This is a genomic window from Vibrio sp. 16 (assembly GCF_963681195.1).
Lineage (GTDB): Bacteria > Pseudomonadota > Gammaproteobacteria > Enterobacterales > Vibrionaceae > Vibrio > Vibrio sinaloensis_D.
This window is the reverse complement of the sequence record NZ_OY808997.1, coordinates 1,478,909-1,497,415: the sequence shown is the minus strand read 5'-3', so window position 1 is coordinate 1,497,415 and position 18,507 is coordinate 1,478,909. Positions and strand designations below refer to the sequence as shown.

The window sequence follows — 18,507 nt, the reverse complement described above, 5'->3', positions numbered from 1 at the left end:
GAACTATTTATTAGCGTTTGAGCACGATGCTTAAGCGCCATTTCACAACTAAAAAAGCATAGGATTAACAATGCTGGATTCTAAATTACTTCGTACAGAGCTGGATGAAACAGCTGCAAAACTAGCGCGTCGTGGCTTTAAGCTAGACGTAGAGACAATCCGTACACTTGAAGAGCAACGCAAGTCGATTCAAGTTGAAGTTGAAAATTTACAATCCACGCGTAACTCCATCTCTAAGCAGATCGGCCAAAAAATGGCGGCTGGCGATAAAGAAGGCGCTGAAGAGATCAAGAAACAAATCGGTACGCTAGGTAGCGATCTTGATGCTAAAAAAGTTGAACTTGATGCAGTAATGGCGCAACTTGAAGAGATCACGCTATCTGTGCCAAACCTGCCAGCTGATGATGTGCCAGATGGTAAAGACGAAGATGACAACGTAGAGATTTCTCGTTGGGGTGAGCCAAAAACTTACGACTTCGAACTAAAAGATCACGTTGATCTTGGTGAAATGGGTGGCGGTCTTGATTTTGCGAGTGCGACTAAAATCACTGGCGCACGTTTCATCGTGATGAAAGGTCAATTTGCTCGTCTACACCGTGCAATTGCTCAGTTCATGCTGGATCTACACACTGAAGAGCACGGTTACTCTGAAATGTACGTACCGTACCTAGTGAACTCTGACAGTCTATTTGGTACAGGTCAGCTACCTAAATTTGGTAAAGACCTGTTCCACACTGAGCCACTAGAAGAGAAAGTGAACGATGAAGAGCCGCGTAAACTGTCTTTGATTCCAACAGCAGAAGTACCAGTAACGAACCTTGTTCGCGATACGATCTCTGACGAAGCGGACCTACCGCTTAAGATGACCGCTCACACGCCATGTTTCCGTTCTGAAGCGGGGTCTTACGGTCGTGATACTCGTGGTTTGATTCGTATGCACCAGTTCGACAAAGTTGAGCTAGTACAAATCACTCGTCCAGAAGATTCAATGGACGCACTAGAAGAGCTAACTGGCCACGCAGAGAAAGTTCTACAACTTCTAGAACTGCCTTACCGTAAAGTGGTTCTATGTACTGGTGACATGGGCTTCGGTGCACGTAAAACTTACGACCTAGAAGTTTGGGTTCCAGCGCAAGAGACTTACCGTGAGATCTCATCTTGTTCAAACATGTGGGATTTCCAAGCTCGTCGTATGCAAGCGCGTTTCCGTCGTAAAGGCGAGAAGAAACCTGAGCTAGTGCACACGCTAAACGGTTCTGGTCTAGCAGTTGGTCGTACAATGGTCGCGATTCTAGAGAACAACCAAGAAGCAGATGGTCGCATCGCAATCCCTACAGTACTTCAGAAGTACATGGGCGGCGCAACGCACATCGGTTAATCTCGGCCGAATACGAAATGATGAAAGGCGACTCAATGAGTCGCCTTTTTTAATCCTGCGGCAAAATTACTCCGCGGCTGGTGGCTGATATAGAGACGCCATTGTGGTTCGAACGACCTCTCGGGCACCTATCGGAGTGTGCTTTAGATCCGTTAGTGACTCTCGCTGATCAAACACAAATCGGTGCTTAAGTGAACGCGCGACATTGCTGCGAATCAGTTTAGGTCGAGTCTGAGTCTCTAACGCTTCCTTTTCTGCTTGATCGACAAGTGCATAAATTTCTTGTTCAGACAGTATTTTAGGCGCAGCAAGTTGTGGGTTTACCTCTTGAGCAATAGCGATGATCTCCTCGCTAGAAATGGTCGACGTGTTAGCAAGGACATAGCGCTTGCCACGAATGCCATGCGTTGAGGCTTTAATCATCCCTTTGACGACATCGTTAACATCGATTGGGCTGAGGTTCATCTCATACAAGAAAGGCATCTTGCCATTTACGATCGCTGAAAACGCATCGAGAGATTCCGTGTTGGGTTTAAACTCGCCGCCAAGTATGGTGGATGGCAGTATCGTGACCATATCCAGATCTAGCTCTTGCGCGACTTTCCATGCCTCTTGCTCGGCAAGTGTTTTGGCCCGGCAATAGGGATTGATTTGATCCGACACATTGTAGCCTTCTACCTTTATCTCACCTTGTTGATTACGCGCAGTTTGCTCTAATGTCGCTATCGAGCTGACATAGACGACTTTTTTCACTCCGGCTTCGTGCGCAGCTCTCAAGATATTCGTCGTGCCGATAAGGTTTGGCTCGACGATCTCCTTTTCTTCATCTTCTGCCCAGTGCTTGAAAACGGCCGCGACTTGGTAGAGAACGTCAACCCCGTCTAAGGCCGTTTGCAAAGAGGTGACGTCTAGTAAGTCACAATACACAATGTCACAATCGACACCCTTCAACGAGTCGGACTTACTGAGATTGCGCACTCCGGCGCGTACCTGATGGCCTTGTCGGCTTAATTCTCTAACCAGATTGTTGCCGAGGTGGCCTGTTGCGCCGGTGACTAAACATTTAACCATTACTCTTCTCCTTAACGATATTGTCGATAACGGGTTCAAACTGAGATATCGGCTCGCTGGCAATCGACTCGGTTTTCCACCATTGCTGCTCAAAAGGTGGTGACTCGAGTTCAACAAGCTGACCAAAAGCGGGAGTGATGAGTTGCACACCTCTTTGACTAGAGATGTCAGTGATACGTTCAAGCGGCTCGTACCAAGGGTGCATAGAGAGATCAAACGTACCGTTGTGAATTGGAATCATGTATTTACCACGAAGATCGATATGAGCTTGAACAGACTCGTCGGGCATCATGTGAATGTCTTGCCAAAGTGAGTTATATGCGCCGGATTCAATCAGGGTGACATCAAATGGGCCATAGCGTTTGCCAATCGATTCAAAGCCAGAGAAGTAGCCACTGTCACCGCTAAAGAAGACACGATGTTGCGTTCCCAATATTACCCAGCTCGACCAAAGAGTCTGGTTTCTATCCAGTAACCCTCTACCTGAAAAGTGTTGTGATGGGGTAGCGACTAGCTCAATGCCATTCACAAAGGTACTTTGCCACCAATCAAGCTGAACCACTTTTTCTGGGGTGACTCCCCAACTTATCAATAGGTCCCCAACTTTTAGTGGAGTAACAAATGTTCCTACCTTCTTTGCAATGGCTTGGATGGTGTTTTTATCGAGGTGATCATAGTGATCGTGACTGATGATTACGATGTCGATAGGTGGCAAGTTGGATGCGTTAATTGGGCTTGGATGAAAGCGTTTGGGGCCAGCCCATTGAACAGGAGATGCTCGTTCACTCAAGACTGGGTCAGTCAAAATCCAGTTATCGTCTAGGTTTAGTAGAACGCTAGAGTGACCAATTCGGTAGAGTGAGTCCCGCTTGGTGGAAAAAAGTGCTTGCTCATTCATTGGTTGAATAGGGAGTGGCTGGGTCGGTGTCGGATCCAAACGAGGAGTGGTAATAAATGCATGTAAGATTCGCAATGTATCGCCCAACGACGACGAGTACGCGATTTCGCTGTTTTGGAAACGATTTTTGTTCGAACTAAGAGTGATGAACGCGATAGCGACCAACAATCCTAACAGGGCAAACATGGCAAATTTCATGATCAATTACTCCTTACAAGTAAACTACACTGTGTAGTTTACTTTGAAAAATTGAAAAGTAAACCATGCAGTGTAGAATTGGCTGCATGGTTGTAGAAATGAAACAAAATGATGGAAAAGAAGCAGAGTCGCAGTGATCTAAAACGATCAGCAATTGTCGAAGCAGCGATCGAAGCGTTTCGTGAAGAGGGCGTCAAGGCGACGAGCATGGATAGATTGGCTAAACTGGCCAACGTGTCCAAGCGAACCATTTACAATCACTTTGTGAGCAAAGAGGCGCTCGTACTCCATTTGTTGTCGGAATTATGGCAACGGGCGATGATGGAAAGCGAAGTGAGTTACAACCGTGACCAGCCTTTGGAAACCCAGCTCGCTGCGCTTTTGACCAAAGAGCTTGAGTTTTTGTCTTCCCCACAATATCAAGATCTCGCACGTGTTGCTTTTGATTACTTGTTCAGCAATCCTGATATGCTGCAAGAAGAGCTGAAGAAGTTATCGGAAAAAGAGACGGCGGTTTATCGTTGGATAGTCGCGGCGCAAGATGATGGGAAGTTGATTGAACTAGACGCAGACCTTGCGAAAGAGCAGTTGCATAGCTTAATCAAAGGAAGTGCGCTTTGGCCACAATTGATGCGTTTACGCCAACCGCTGACAGAGGCAGAGAAACAACGTTTAGTCGATGAAACGACGAAACTCTTTTTAGCGCGCTACCAACAGCACTCACTAGGTTGAGTAATATCGGTCGAGTCATTAAAAAGCCAGCTAATCTAGCTGGCTTTGTCGTTTCATAGTGAGATTAGATACTCATCTCACCGCGCAAGACTTGCTGCATTTTCACTTTCACTTGCTCATATGAGAGGTCTTGGCTAAGTAGATAGTGAAGCTTGGCAAGAGCAGCTTCTGGGGTCATATCGTAGCCGCTGATCACGCCCGCTTCGGCAAGGGCACATCCGGTCGCGTAGCCACCCATATTCACCTTGCCTGCCAAACATTGGGTGAGGTTAACGACGATCACACCGCGCTCAGAGGCGTCTTTTAAGTGACTAAGAAGCTCAGGGTTTTGCGGCGCATTACCAACGCCAAAAGTCAGCAAGATCATCGCATTGACCGGTTGCAGCAATGTATTTCGAATGACCTCGTGAGAGATACCTGGGTACATGGTAATGACACCAATTGGCTGCGGCGTAATATCGTGTACTTTAAATTCGCCTTCTGGAACATGCCCAACCTTAATGTCATTGCTGATCTGGATATTAATCCCAGCTTCGAGCAAAGGGGGTAAGTTTGGAGACGTAAAGGCATTAAAACCGTCAGCGTGAGATTTGGTACTGCGATTGCCACGCATCAGCTTGTTGTTGAAGAACAACGTCACTTCATTGATCGGATAATTTGCTGCGATGTGGAGTGCATTCAACAAGTTCGCTTGGCCGTCAGAGCGTAGCTCTGCCAGTGGGATTTGCGAACCAGTTACAATGACCGGCTTACCAAGGTTCTCTAACATAAAAGAGAGAGCTGAAGCGGTATAGGCCATGGTGTCAGTGCCGTGCAGAATAACGAAACCGTCATATTTGTCGTAGTTGGCACGAATGTCATCAGCGATTTGCTGCCAATCTTTTGGAGTCATATCCGAGGAATCGATCAGTGGATCGTATTCATGGATGGTGAACTCTGGCATTTCTGGGCGGTGGAATTCTGGCATGCTCGCCAGTTGTTTTTCCATAAAGCCAGCGACAGGAACGTAACCGTGATCATGCGACTTCTGCATACCAATGGTGCCGCCCGTATAAGCGATATAGATGTGTTTTCTTGCCATTGCTTAGAAACCAGTATTGTAGGGGGAACAGAGCGTGGGATTATATAGGAATCGGGGCCAATAAAAAGGGGCATTCCGCACAGGAACACCCCAAAAGTCGCGCGCTATACGCGGATGCACTGCCCAGGATTAAACGGGCAGTATCTGATTTGTTGCTTTATTGCACCATACAGTTCAAACAGAAGGCGTAATGGCCTTTCGGGTCGTTAAAGCTCTGCAGCAAATCAGCGTCTGCGCTGACTTGTTTGAGCACAGGTTGCAGTGCTGGTGGCAGATAGCTGTTAATATCAATCCCAACAGAGACTTTCACTTGGTTCATCAAATCTTGAATGAACTGCTGGGCAGGGCTTAATGGTTCTTCCACCCAGTAAATGTCGTAGTTTTCGACTTCTGCAAGTTCGGCCGCGAGGCTAACGGCATCATCAAAGTCGCCAATGCTATCCACTAAGCCAAACTTCATCGCATCTTGGCCAGTCCAGACTCGTCCTTGGGCAATGTTATCAAGCTGGGTAAGAGAGATATTGCGGTTATCACTGACCAACTGAGTGAAGCGTTTGTAGCCGTGCTCAATGCCAAGTTGGAACGCTTCTGCTGCCCCCTCTGATAAACCTGTCGTCACACCGACATCTGAAAATGGTGATGTGCCAACGCCATCGGTGTAGACGCCGAGTTCATTCAATCCTTTCTCAAAGGTGGTGATGACACTGAAGATACCAATAGAGCCCGTCAAGGTCGTTGGTTGCGCGACAATGCGGTCAGCACTCATCGAAATCCAGTAGCCTCCCGATGCCGCTAAGCTCGACATAGACGCGACAACAGGTTTTCCAGCTTCTTTGAGGGCTTCAATTTCATTGCGAATCACCTCAGAGGCAAAGGCACTACCGCCCGGGCTGTCCACGCGTAGGACAACCGCTTTGACTTTGTCATCATTGCGCGCTTGACGAAGCAGGGCCGCGACCGTATCGCCTCCGACCGTTCCGCGTGGCTGGCTACCGTCCATTATGGCACCACTTGCGACCACAACTGCGATGTCATTTGCACTGGTGCTAAATGATGGCGCCATGGTGGGTTGGTAGTCGTAGTAACTAATGTGGTTGTAGCTGTCTTCACCATTGCTCCCAAACACATCAATCAGTTCTGCACGTACTTGTTGGCGGGTCGCCAGTTGATCAACCAAACCAATGTTCAGCGACAGCGCAGCGAGGTCACCATCGTTTTTCTTTAGTAGCGTTAGGAATTCATCCATGCTCAGGTTTAGCGACTCAGGCTTAATTTGTCGATTCGCGGCGATATCATCAACAAACGCTCCCCAAAGTTGACTTAACCAACGAGAAGCCGACTCTTTTGCTTCTTCTGACATGTCATCACGAACAAAAGGCTCTATGGCAGATTTGTAAGTCCCCACTCGGAATACATGCGTGTTGACGTTGAGCTTCTCGAGTAGCGTTTTGTAATAGAGTGAGTATGAGCTGTAACCCTTTAACAGAACCGCGCCGTCAGGGGCGAGGTATACTTTGTCTGCGTAACTGGCTAAGTAATATTGGCTCTGATTGTAGAATCCGCCAGCGGCATAAATCGGTTTGCCTGACGCTTTAAACTCGTTCAACGCTTTTGCAATGTAGCGAAGTTTAGTTAAGTTGGTTTCAGGCAAATCGCCAAGAGCAAGTACTAAGCCACTAATTTTAGGGTCATCTTTTGCGTAGCGGAGTGTCTCAACGATATCGAACAAGATATTTTCTTTGGGCAAGTCTTGACCGATCAAGGAGCCAGTAAACGAATCCATTGGATTGACGTAGTTCGGCTGTTCAACGATAGGGCCAGACAGGTTGAGAATAAGAGCTGACTCAGTGGGAACGGTTGGCGCTTCGCTTTGTGCGTGAAAATAGACAAAATAGATGATCGCTATTGAGGCTAAGAAAAACAGGTTGGTAAGCGCTAGACGCACAAAGGTGATGAGTTTCCAAATCCCTTTGAAGAATAGACCGATAAACTTAAATAGTTTTTTCATTTAATCTCCGCTGCATAGACGCAGGTAAAGGCTTATAAGACCTTATAATTCCAGATAAGTTACATCCTACTGAAACTAGTATACCCAAACAACTGTAAGATTGATCGGTGTTACAAAAATGTAAACGCTTGTTTGATTTATATTACGATGATGTTTATTCTGGTCAGACCAGAATAATTAAACGAAAGTGATGTCTGCCATGTACCCAAATCTATTACAGCCGTTAGATCTAGGATTTACTCAAATCAGAAACCGAGTCTTAATGGGCTCTATGCATACTGGACTTGAAGAACACAAAGAAGGTCTAGGAAAACTCGCGGCTTTTTACGCTGAACGTGCAAAAGGCGGGGTAGGTTTAATCGTAACCGGTGGTTTTTCTCCAAACTTGCGTGGACGCTTACATCCATTTAGCGCAGAGTTTAGCAAACCCAAGCACGCAAAGGCGCATCAGGTTGTTACTGAGGCTGTACATGAACATGGCGGCAAAATTGCGTTACAACTGCTTCATGCAGGTCGATACGCCATGCATCCTTTCTCCCAAAGTGCTTCATCGATTAAGGCGCCGATCGCGAAATTCGCGCCGAGTGAAATGAGCACGCGTCAAATTAAGAAAACCATTGATGCGTTCGCAAACAGTGCCTCGCTCGCTCAGTTAGCGGGGTATGACGGTGTTGAAGTCATGGGCTCGGAAGGCTATCTCATCAACCAGTTTATCTGTAAGCGAACCAACATGCGCTACGATGAGTGGGGCGGCAGTTATGAGAATCGCATGCGCTTTCCTCTTGAGATCGTCAAGTCGATTCGCAAAGCGGTAGGCGAGAAATTTATCATTATCTTCCGCTTATCCATGCTTGATCTGGTGGAAGAGGGCAGTACGTTTGATGAAGTCGTGATGCTGGCTAAAGAGCTAGAAAAAGCAGGCGTGACGATCATCAACACAGGGATTGGTTGGCATGAGGCTCGCATTCCAACTATTGCAACTCAAGTACCTCGCGGCGCGTTTACTTGGGTTACGGAAAAAGTACGCCCGCACGTGAATGTACCTATCGTAACGTGCAACCGAATCAACACTCCGGAAGAGGCGGAAAGAATCTTGTCCAGTGGGCATGCAGACATGGTTTCTATGGCGCGTCCTTTCTTGGCAGATCCCCATTTCGTTATCAAAGCTGAGAACAACCAATCGCAACTTATCAACACCTGCATTGGGTGTAACCAAGCATGTTTGGATAATGTGTTTAAGGGCAAGCGTGCGAGCTGTTTAGTCAATCCACTGGCCTGTCGTGAAGATGAGTTGGTGGTCACGCCAACAGCCAAACCGAAGAATATTGCGGTCGTGGGCGCAGGGCCTGCGGGCTTATCCTGTGCGACGACCCTTGCCAAACGTGGTCATCAAGTGGACCTGTTTGAGCGCAACGATCGCATTGGTGGCCAGTTCCGCCTTGCTATGCAGATCCCAGGTAAAGAAGAGTTTCGTGAGACCATTCGCTACTTCGCCAATCTAATTGACGAAACTGGCGTCAAACTGCACTTAGAAACGGAAGCCAACTTCGATCTGCTCAACGAGTATGATGAAGTGATTATGGCGTCTGGCGTGGAGCCGAGAAAAGTGAAGATTGATGGTATCGACAATCCTGAAAAAGTGGTCGATTACCAGACGCTTATTCGTGACAAAACTTTTGTCGGGAACAAAGTGGCGATCGTCGGCGCTGGTGGCATTGGTGTCGATGTCGCGACGATGTTAACTGAACCAACAGGTCACAACCTTGACGACTGGTTGCATGAATGGGGCATCGATAAGGAAATCGCCCATCCTGGTGGTTTGTATCCATACCCAGATTCATTGAGTGATAAAGAGGTCTGGGTCCTACAACGTCGTAAAGGCAGAGTGGGTAAAGGTCCGGGCAAGACAACGGGGTGGATTCATAAACGCACCTTAGAAAAGCGGGGAGTCAATTTATTGGGCGGCGTGAGCTACGAGAAGATTGATGATCAAGGCCTACATATTACCGCTGACGGCGAATCCAAGTTACTTGAAGCGGATAAGGTGATCATTTGTGCGGGCCAAGAGTCAGTAAGACCGTTTGAAGATAAATGGCATTTACTCGGCGATAAACTGCATATCATTGGTGGCGCAGATTATGCGGGCGAGTTGGATGCAGTCCGTGCGATTCGCCAAGGTGTCGAACTGGCCGTTAAGCTATAGCGTCGCCTTACCGAGCAAGTACGAAAAAAGAAGACCTCCGGATGGAGGTCTTCTTTTTTCTGCATGTTTTTACAAAATGACGGTTTTGTTGCCGTAGACAAACACATGGTCATTGAGCACCTTGTTAAGCGCTTTGCTGAGCACGTTTTTCTCAACGTCTCGGCCTGCTTGCGCCATGTCTTGGGCGCTGAAGTTATGATCCACAGGAATTACGTCCTGCTTGATGATCGGCCCTTCATCAAGGTCATTGGTTACGAAGTGGGCAGTGGCACCAATGATTTTTACACCACGCTCATACGCCTGTTGGTAAGGTTTAGCACCAATAAACGCAGGTAGGAAACTGTGGTGAATATTGATGATTTTGTGATGATATTTTTCAACAAATGAAGGCGTTAACACACGCATGTACTTAGCTAGCACTAAGTAGTCCGCTTGGTATTGGTCGATCACTTCCAGCATTTTTTGCTCGTGCTCTTCGCGATTCAAACCTTCATGAGACACATGGTGGTAAGGAATATCAAACTTTTCCGTTAAGCTTTGTAGCGTGTCGTAGTTACCGACAACCGCAGCGATATCCACATCCAAACTGCCATCGTAATTTTTCATCAAGATGTCGCCGATGCAGTGAGCTTCTTTCGTAACCAGAATCACAATGCGTTTGCGGTTCGAGCCAATTAATTTGCGCTTTGCACCTTGGGGCAGTGCCTGATCAAGGTCAGCAAGGAAAGTTTCATCATTGAAGTAACCCTCAAGCTCGGTACGCATGAAGAAGTGGCCGCTAGTATTATCAACAAACTCATTATTATGAATGATATTCAGTTGATGCTTGTAACAGATGTTAGTGATCTTGGAGATCAGTCCAGGCGCATCTGTGCAGTGTGTCAGTAGTGTTTTCTTTTCCATTTCGTTGGTACTTCCGTGAATTATTTTTTTTTATTTCTGAAATTTATACAGGGCTCCGAACGGTGAAGTAACCCGCATTATAAAAGCTACAATTAAACTAATATCAAGATGGTTTCAACAAATAATCTGACTAAATCGTTTGGCTAACCAGCCATGAGAGTTTTTCAAGAGGAGTTCGTGCCTATATTGGTTCAAAAGTTAAGGTTTGTGTTGAATGGCTATCCCTCTATTGAGTGTCTTAAGGTGGTATTTATGGATAAAGAACTTCTAGCCCGAAAGCTGTATTCTGAGAGAGTGAGTTCGCTCATTGGTGATAAAGATTTAGATGAAGCTCTGCTTGATCAAATGTGGGAAAACAAAGCATCGCCTGCGGAAGCGGCAAAAGCGATGACAGAAGAGCATAACGAGTTTAATGGCCCTGCATGGTTATCGCGTTACCTTAATCGTCGTTAATCGATCTCAATCCTAATTCTATGCGCGCGAATCCAATCGGATTCGCGCGTTGCTTTGAAAACTGCCATAATCCTTCTCCCGACGATTTGCTCCTACAGATAATTGATGATCGCAAAAACCTTTTCTTCAGACGGCGCGCTTGGCAAAGCCATACCTGGTTTTCAACCTCGTCAGGCTCAGCTCGATATGGCAGAAGCTGTACAAAATGCCATTAAAACCGACGGCCAGTTAGTGGTTGAGGCGGGCACAGGAACGGGGAAAACGTTCGCCTACCTTGTTCCGGCACTAATGAGCGGTAAAAAAGTCATCATCAGTACAGGTTCAAAAAACCTTCAAGAGCAGCTTTATCATCGCGATCTACCCTTGATGGTCAGTGCGCTCGGCTTTTACGGCCAAGTGGCTTTGCTGAAAGGGCGATCAAACTACCTTTGCTTAGATCGCCTCAGTCGGCAAATGGTGGAAAGCCACAGCAACACCGCCGATCCAACCTTGCTCAGCCAGCTTGTTAAAGTCCGCTCTTGGGTGAGTGAAACCAAAACAGGCGATCTCGGTGACTGTGATGCCATTGCGGAAGATAGCCCGATAATCCCTTCGATAACATCGACCAATGACAACTGTTTGGGCAAAGAGTGCCCTAGCTATCAAGACTGCTTTGTTCTTAAAGCGCGTAAAAAGGCAATGGATGCAGACGTGGTGGTGGTCAATCACCATTTGTTCCTTGCTGATTTAGCGATAAAAGAGACAGGCTTTGGCGAGCTAATTCCCGAAGCTGATGTGTTTGTGTTTGACGAAGCGCATCAATTGCCTGATATCGCCAGCCAATATTTTGGTCAGTCGTTATCCAGTCGCCAAATTCAAGAGCTGTGTAAAGATATTGAAATTGGCTATCGGACCGAAGCAAAAGATATGCGCCAGTTGCAAAAAGCGGGCGAAAAGCTTCTGCAAACGGCGATGGATCTGCGGATCATTCTCGGCGAACCTGGCTTTCGCGGTAACTGGCGAGAGGCGATTCAGTCGCCAAATATTGCCAGAGAAATGGAGCGCCTGCGTGAAGCGTTAGATTTTGTGTTAGAGGTGCTAAAACTTGCCTTAGGGCGAAGCCAATTGCTTGATAGTGCATTTGAACGAGCCAATACCTTACAAGCTCGTCTGACGCGCGTGTGTGAAGTCTCCATTACGGGGTACTCTTACTGGTTTGATACCACGCCTAGGCACTTTAGTTTGCATATCACGCCACTGTCGGTCGCGGATAAATTTCATGAGCAGATTGAACTTAAGCAAGGGGCGTGGATATTTACCTCCGCGACTCTGGCTGTTAATGATGATTTCGGCCATTTCACCTCACGTTTGGGGCTCAAACCGGAAAAACAGTTCTCTTTGCCAAGTCCCTTTGACTATCAAAGCCAAGCGAAACTCTGTGTACCGCGTTATTTACCTGAACCCAATAGCCCTGGTCTTGCGGACAAATTAGTGCGCATGCTTAGTCCTGTGATAGAAAAAAACCAAGGACGATGTTTCTTCTTGTGTACCTCTCACAGCATGATGAGAGAGCTGGGTGAACGCTTTAGAGAGCAGCTTAGCGTGCCTGTCTTGATGCAAGGGGAAACCAGTAAACAGAAAACACTGGCAGAGTTTATGGAGTTAGGTAACGCTTTGCTCGTTGCTACCGGCGCTTTTTGGGAAGGAATTGATGTTAGAGGCGACACGCTCAGCTGTGTTATTATCGACAAATTACCATTTACAGCGCCTGATGACCCATTGCTCAAAGCGCGTATTGAAGATTGCCAACTGAAAGGGGGCGATCCGTTTGCTCAGGTACAAATACCTGACGCAGTTATTACGTTGAAGCAGGGTGTCGGGCGACTAATACGAGACAAGAAAGACAAAGGGGCGCTGATCATTTGTGACAACCGTTTGGTCACAAGAGATTATGGTAGCGTGTTCTTATCGAGCTTACCGCCTATCCCAAGGACTCGGGATTTATCATTGGTCGAGCACTTTCTTGAACAGATTTCAGAAACAACCAACGAATAGTTAGAGATTTCAATGAGCGCAAAAATTCTTGCCCTAGATACGGCTACAGAGAACTGCTCTGTAGCGCTTTTAGTTGATGACAAGGTGTATGTTAGAAGCGAAGTTGCACCACGAGACCACACTAAAAAAATTCTACCCATGGTGGATGAAGTCTTGAAAGAAGCGGGTGTGGCGTTGGCCGAACTTGATGCTCTGGCGTATGGTCGTGGCCCAGGTAGCTTTACAGGTGTTCGCATTGGCATCGGTATTGCACAAGGTTTAGCGTTTGGTGCGGATTTACCGATGATTGGTGTATCGACACTGGAAGCGATGGCTCAAGGCAGCTACCGTAAACATGGTGCAGAGCACGTAGCGTGCGCCATAGATGCGCGTATGAGCGAAGTGTACTGGGGACGATTTGCCCGTCAAGAAGATGGCACTTGGTCGCCAGTTGATGCCGAATGCGTCGTTCCACCGAGCGTGCTAGCCGAGAATAGTACAGCCGATGAACAGCTTTGGCGCACGGCAGGTACGGGCTGGGCGGCTTATCAAAAAGAGCTAGAAGGGCTCCAGTTTAAAACTGAGGAAGGGGATGTGTTATTCCCAGACGCTGAAGATATCGTCTATCTTGCTCAGTTTGAGTTAGCGAAGGGCAATACGGTTGAAGCGGAAGCGGCAAGTCCAACGTACTTGCGTGACACGGTAGCATGGAAGAAGTTGCCAGGGCGCGAATAACCGCGATTAAACGGCGATAGGCGGATAGTATGGTATCAATAAATGGTTTACCTCCTTCATTGCCAGGTCCTAATAAGGCCAACAAGGCAAACAAGAAGAACGAGGTAAAAAAAGCGCAGCAAAAAGAGCCTGTGGGCCAGCCATCTAAGGTGGCGAATGCTGTTGCTCAAACTATCCGTCATGTCTCCGAATCTGAAGTACACAAAGCGCAAATCCAATATGATCTTCCCGAAGGACGAAGTCGTAAGGCAATGGAAGAGTATATGAATGTCATGCACCAAGCTAAACGCGATGAACTATCACAAATGCTTGGTGTCGATATTTACATCTAGCTTCAAAGGTCCACAACGTATGACAGTTTTTTCCCGCAGCCTTTTTGTCGTGATCTCTCTATTACTGCTAAGTGCGTGCAGTACCTTGCCCGAAAACTTGAAATCTGAAGACCCTCAACTTGTTAGTGATTATACAGTTTGGCAATCCAAGCCCACTGCGAGTGGAGATGTGCGTTTAGGTGGCGTCATCGCCAAAGTGACGAATCTACAAAGCAAAACACGTGTCGAAGTGGTTAACTTGCCGATAAGTTCAAACGGAAAGCCAGATATCAGCCAAGAGCCGCAAGGACGTTTTGTTGGCTATATTGACGGCTACGCCGAGCCAGCGTCTCTTGCACAGGGGCGTTTGATCACTCTGTTAGGTCAAAGCATTGGGACCGAACAAGGCGCAGTGGGTGACTATGAGTACGCTTTCCCCGTGATGCAAGTGCAAGGTTTTCATTTATGGCGAATCGAAGAGCGGGTTAGGATTCAGGAAGTAGACAGTTATCTTTACCCATGTCGTGGTCTTTATTGTCGAGAGATGCGTCATAGCAGCCGACAAGGAACGGTGATTCAGGAAGTGAAATGACACCAATAGAACAAAGGTACGCCATTCAAGATATCGACATTGTGACCCTTGAGTATGGTAACAGCAAAACGGCCGACATATCGGTCGTTTTTTTACATGGGTGGCTGGACAATGCCGCCAGTTTTTCCACGGTTATGGCAGAGCTTCATCACCTTGAACCGCAACTGCACCTTTGCGCAATCGATTTACCGGGTCACGGTCTTTCTGGGCATAAGAAAGGGGCGAACTTCTACCCATTTCACGACTATTTAGACGATATTTACCAATTTTTGGTTAACTTGTCGCCAAACAGAGTAGTGTTGGTGGGGCATTCTCTTGGTGCTTTGATTGCAAGTTGCTATAGTGCCGCCTTCCCAGAGCAGGTTAGTGGTTTAGTTCAAATAGAAGGGTATGGTCCCTTGGCAGAAACCGAAGAGAATACGCTTAGCAGGATCAAAGAGGGTATTGCAAGTCGCCAACGGATCAGAAAAAAGCCGGTAAGAGCGATGACATCGCTGCAAAACGCGATAGAAAGACGCGCGAAAGTGAATGACATTGAGGCAAGCCTGATTGCGCCTGTCGTAAAGCGAGGCATTGAGCAGCATGGCGAGCATTGGATTTGGCGCCACGATGTTAAGTTGCAAAGCCAGTCGCTCTATCGAATGTCGCTTAAGCATGCACAGTTCATTCGCCAACACATCTCTTGTCCGCAGCTTGTTGTTTTGGGCAATCGAGGTTTTTCACATCTGCCTATTTTTCAGCAAGAGGCCTCTGATATGACTCAGTTTGAGGTCATTGAGGGCGGTCATCATTGCCACTTAGAACAACCTTTTAGAGTATCTAACCTAATTTTTGGCTTAGTTAACAAAATTTAAACAAGTGTTTGAGTGTTTCGTGCTCACGCGCTTCGCCTGTGCTGTAATAGCGGATGATAAAAACAAGACAATTTCATCGGCTTCAGCCAGCTTATTTCGAGGAGTATTACCGTGGATAAACCTTGGCTATCACGTTATCCAAGCGATGTGCCAGAGCACATTAACCCAGACCAATATCCATCTTTGGTTGAGATGTTTGAGCAGTCAGTACAGAAGTACGCTGACCAACCAGCATTTACAAATATGGGGTCGGTAATGACCTTCCGTAAACTGGAAGAACGCAGCCGCGCCTTTGCCGCATATCTGCAAAACGATTTGAAATTGCAAAAAGGCGACCGAGTTGCCCTAATGATGCCAAACCTACTGCAATACCCAGTGGCGTTATTTGGTGTTTTACGCGCAGGTTTGATAGCCGTTAACGTAAACCCACTGTATACCCCTCGAGAGCTAGAGCATCAACTTAACGACTCAGGTGCAACGGCGATTGTTATTGTGTCCAACTTCGCCAATACGCTGGAACAAATCGTTGATAACACGCAAGTAAAACACGTGGTACTCACGAGTTTGGGTCAGATGTTACCGCGAGCAAAAGGAACCATCGTCGACTTCGTGGTGAAATACGTTAAAGGCATGGTGCCAAAATACGATCTGCCGGGTGCTATCTCGATGCGTAAAGCTCTGCATAAAGGGCGCCGTCTTCAGTACGTGAAACCCTTTATGTCAGGTGATGACATTGCCTTTCTCCAATACACAGGCGGAACAACCGGCGTAGCGAAGGGGGCGATTTTGACCCATCGCAATATGATTGCCAACGTCATGCAAGCGAAAGGCGCCTATGGCCCTGTATTGTCTGAAGGGCGCGAGCTGGTGGTCACCGCTTTGCCGCTGTATCACGTCTTTGCTTTGACAGTAAACTGTTTGCTGTTTATTGAAATGGGTGGGCAAAATCTACTCATCACTAACCCACGTGACATTCCTGGTTTTGTCAAAGAACTCCAGAAATACCCATTTACTGCGGTTACGGGGGTTAATACCTTGTTCAACGCCTTAGTCAACAACGAGGATTTCCATGAGCTTAACTTTAGTAACTTAAAGCTGGCTGTAGGTGGTGGTATGGCCGTTCAGCGTGCAGTCGCCGACCAGTGGAAGAAGACCACAGGTGTGCACCTGCTTGAAGGGTACGGATTAACAGAGTGTTCGCCTCTGGTCACGGGCAACCCATACGACTTGACTGACTACACGGGTGCGATTGGTTTGCCTGTCCCATCCACAGAAGTACGAATTGTCGATGATGAAGGTAACCCACTGCCAAATACAGAAGTAGGTGAGCTTCAAGTACGTGGTCCTCAGGTTATGCAAGGTTACTGGCAACGTCCAGAAGCAACCAAAGAAGTCATTAATGCGGAAGGTTGGCTATCAACAGGCGATATCGTCAAGTTTGATGAAGAAGGCTTGATCCACATTGTTGACCGTAAGAAAGATATGATTTTGGTATCGGGCTTCAATGTGTATCCAAATGAGATTGAAGATGTGGTAGCGCTTCATGGCAAAGTGCTTGAAGTTGCGGCGATTGGTCAACCTCATGAAGTGTCTGGTGAGATTGTTAAGATCTACGTTGTTAAGCGCGATCCTAGCCTTACTAAAGATGAAGTGATTGCTCACTGTCGTCAACATTTGACAGGCTACAAAGTACCTAAGTTGGTGGAGTTCAAAGAAGATCTACCAAAAACCAATGTGGGTAAGATTTTGCGCCGTGTTTTACGTGAAGAAAACGATGCCAACTTAGCGAAAGCTGAACAAAGCTAATCAAGCAGAGCTATGTGATTGATGATAGAATGCCGACATTACCCTGTCGGCATTTTTTATGCATTTTAATACCAATCTAAATAAGCACTTTCCAAGCGATAAACGATAAGGTGGATGCTTATCTAGATTGGTATCAACCCCAAAGTGAGAGATTAGTGAATTACCAAATTGTTACCGATAACGCTCTGCTAAAACAAGTTTGTCAAAAAGCACGAGAAGTGGATGTGGTTATGCTAGACACTGAGTTTGTCCGTACGCGAACCTTCTATCCACAGTTAGGATTGATTCAGTTGTTTGACGGCGAGCAGCTATCCCTCATTGATCCAACTGAACTTGATGAGATGACGCCATTTGTTGAACTGCTGCAAGATACTTCTGTACTGAAAGTGCTTCATGCCTGTGGTGAGGATCTCGAAGTCTTTCAAAACAGTTTCGGCTGCTTGCCATATCCTATGGTTGACACACAAGTCATGGCTGCATTTTTGGGGCACGGTCTGTCGACAGGGTTTGCTTCGTTAGTTGAACACTATTTGCAGGTTGAACTGGATAAAAGTGAGTCGCGAACCGATTGGTTAGCTCGCCCGTTAACCGACAAGCAGCTAGATTATGCCGCAGCAGATGTGTTCTACCTGTTGCCACTGTATGAAAAATTATTGAATGCAGTAACAGAAGCTGGCTGGTGGGAAGCCGCTCAACAAGAGAGTGACCTTTTGGCCGCTAAGCGCATTAAAAATACCGATCCTGAGATGGCTTATCTCGATGTCAAGGGGGCTTGGCAGCTAAAACCACGTGAGTTAGCAATACTAAAACCACTGGCGACATGGCGTTATAAAGAAGCAGTCCGTCGTGACTTAGCATTGAATTTTATCTTCAAAGAGAATGACTTGTTGAACGTGGCGAGATTGGGCTTACAAAATCGCCAGCGAATGGAACAAGAGGGGATGGACTCACGTTCAGTCCAGCGCCATGCTACGCGCATCATCTCTATTGTAAAATTGGCTCGCGGCATCTCTCCGGAAGAGTACCCAGAGAAAATCGAGCGTCTTATGGACATGCCAGGCTACAAGCAAAAATTCAAAGTTCTGAAAGATGAAGTGAAGCATGCCTCCCAGGCTTCTGGTTTAGCGACCGAATTTATTGCATCAAAGAAGCAGCTCAATCAAGTCATTAGTTGGGTGTGGAAGAAGGACAGAGACCCCGCAAAACTTCCCGATGTGATGCAGGGATGGCGTTTACAGTTAGTTGGGGAGAAACTCAATAAACTGCTGTAG

16 protein-coding genes are annotated in these 18,507 nt (G+C 46.9%); 11 read left to right on the top strand and 5 right to left on the bottom strand.

All coding sequences use genetic code 11. The features are described 5' to 3' along the window. Positions 1-70 precede the first annotated feature (70 nt). Entirely contained in the window at positions 71-1,378 is a 1,308-nt protein-coding gene (serS, locus tag U9J37_RS06590; RefSeq protein ID WP_005474863.1) for a serine--tRNA ligase, read from the top strand. A 66-nt stretch (positions 1,379-1,444) separates the two neighbouring features. On the opposite strand, the gene U9J37_RS06585 is transcribed toward serS, so the two are convergent. Next, a complete protein-coding gene (locus U9J37_RS06585; RefSeq protein WP_043887262.1) occupies positions 1,445-2,449 on the bottom strand; it encodes an NAD-dependent epimerase/dehydratase family protein in 1,005 nt (334 codons plus the stop codon). Beyond that, positions 2,442-3,545 (bottom strand): MBL fold metallo-hydrolase, encoded by a 1,104-nt coding sequence (locus U9J37_RS06580; protein WP_005474856.1) that lies wholly within the window; start codon positions 3,543-3,545, stop codon positions 2,442-2,444. The genes U9J37_RS06585 and U9J37_RS06580 overlap by 8 nt, the downstream gene beginning before the upstream one ends. A 108-nt stretch (positions 3,546-3,653) precedes the next feature. On the opposite strand from U9J37_RS06580, the gene U9J37_RS06575 reads away from it, so the two are divergent. Next, complete coding sequence (locus U9J37_RS06575; protein ID WP_005474853.1) at positions 3,654-4,277, top strand: TetR/AcrR family transcriptional regulator; 624 nt, start codon at positions 3,654-3,656, stop codon at positions 4,275-4,277. Between the two features lie 64 nt (positions 4,278-4,341). Here the strand turns inward: U9J37_RS06575 and ansA are convergent, their stop codons facing one another. After that, positions 4,342-5,358: an asparaginase gene (ansA, locus tag U9J37_RS06570; RefSeq protein WP_005474872.1), complete on the bottom strand. Its 1,017-nt coding sequence runs from the start codon at positions 5,356-5,358 to the stop codon at positions 4,342-4,344. A 157-nt stretch (positions 5,359-5,515) separates the two neighbouring features. Further along, positions 5,516-7,366, bottom strand: coding sequence for a signal peptide peptidase SppA (gene sppA, locus U9J37_RS06565; protein ID WP_005474859.1), 1,851 nt, complete (start codon positions 7,364-7,366; stop codon positions 5,516-5,518). Between the two features lie 199 nt (positions 7,367-7,565). Between sppA and U9J37_RS06560 the strand changes: the two genes are divergently transcribed. Beyond that, a complete protein-coding gene (locus tag U9J37_RS06560; RefSeq protein WP_043887264.1) occupies positions 7,566-9,569 on the top strand; it encodes an NADPH-dependent 2,4-dienoyl-CoA reductase in 2,004 nt (667 codons plus the stop codon). Between the two features lie 69 nt (positions 9,570-9,638). Here the strand turns inward: U9J37_RS06560 and purU are convergent, their stop codons facing one another. Further along, the gene (purU, locus tag U9J37_RS06555) at positions 9,639-10,472 is read right to left on the bottom strand and encodes a formyltetrahydrofolate deformylase (RefSeq protein ID WP_005474869.1); all 834 of its coding nucleotides are present in this window, start codon (positions 10,470-10,472) and stop codon (positions 9,639-9,641) included. 252 nt (positions 10,473-10,724) lie between these two features. On the opposite strand from purU, the gene U9J37_RS06550 reads away from it, so the two are divergent. The 8 genes from U9J37_RS06550 to rnd all read left to right on the top strand — a co-directional run bounded on the left by U9J37_RS06550 (position 10,725) and on the right by rnd (position 18,507). Then, positions 10,725-10,925 carry a hypothetical protein gene (locus U9J37_RS06550; RefSeq protein ID WP_005474901.1) on the top strand — a complete coding sequence of 67 codons (201 nt, stop codon included), beginning with the start codon at positions 10,725-10,727 and terminating at the stop codon, positions 10,923-10,925. 105 nt (positions 10,926-11,030) lie between these two features. Then, a complete protein-coding gene (locus U9J37_RS06545; RefSeq protein ID WP_005474893.1) occupies positions 11,031-12,959 on the top strand; it encodes a DNA repair helicase YoaA in 1,929 nt (642 codons plus the stop codon). A 12-nt stretch (positions 12,960-12,971) separates the two neighbouring features. Next, entirely contained in the window at positions 12,972-13,673 is a 702-nt protein-coding gene (gene tsaB, locus U9J37_RS06540; RefSeq protein ID WP_005474867.1) for a tRNA (adenosine(37)-N6)-threonylcarbamoyltransferase complex dimerization subunit type 1 TsaB, read from the top strand. Between the two features lie 29 nt (positions 13,674-13,702). Further along, entirely contained in the window at positions 13,703-14,005 is a 303-nt protein-coding gene (locus U9J37_RS06535; RefSeq protein ID WP_038134058.1) for a hypothetical protein, read from the top strand. Between the two features lie 19 nt (positions 14,006-14,024). Continuing rightward, positions 14,025-14,576, top strand: a complete 552-nt coding sequence (locus U9J37_RS06530; protein WP_043887261.1) for a Slp family lipoprotein — start codon at positions 14,025-14,027, stop codon at positions 14,574-14,576. After that, positions 14,573-15,430, top strand: coding sequence for an alpha/beta fold hydrolase (locus U9J37_RS06525; protein WP_005474851.1), 858 nt, complete (start codon positions 14,573-14,575; stop codon positions 15,428-15,430). Before U9J37_RS06530 ends, U9J37_RS06525 begins: the two co-directional genes overlap by 4 nt. Positions 15,431-15,541: 111 nt before the next feature. Further along, on the top strand, positions 15,542-17,236 hold the full coding sequence (fadD, locus tag U9J37_RS06520; protein ID WP_038134066.1) for a long-chain-fatty-acid--CoA ligase FadD: 1,695 nt from the start codon (positions 15,542-15,544) through the stop codon (positions 17,234-17,236). A gap of 155 nt (positions 17,237-17,391) precedes the next feature. Next, positions 17,392-18,507: a ribonuclease D gene (gene rnd, locus U9J37_RS06515; protein WP_043887260.1), complete on the top strand. Its 1,116-nt coding sequence runs from the start codon at positions 17,392-17,394 to the stop codon at positions 18,505-18,507.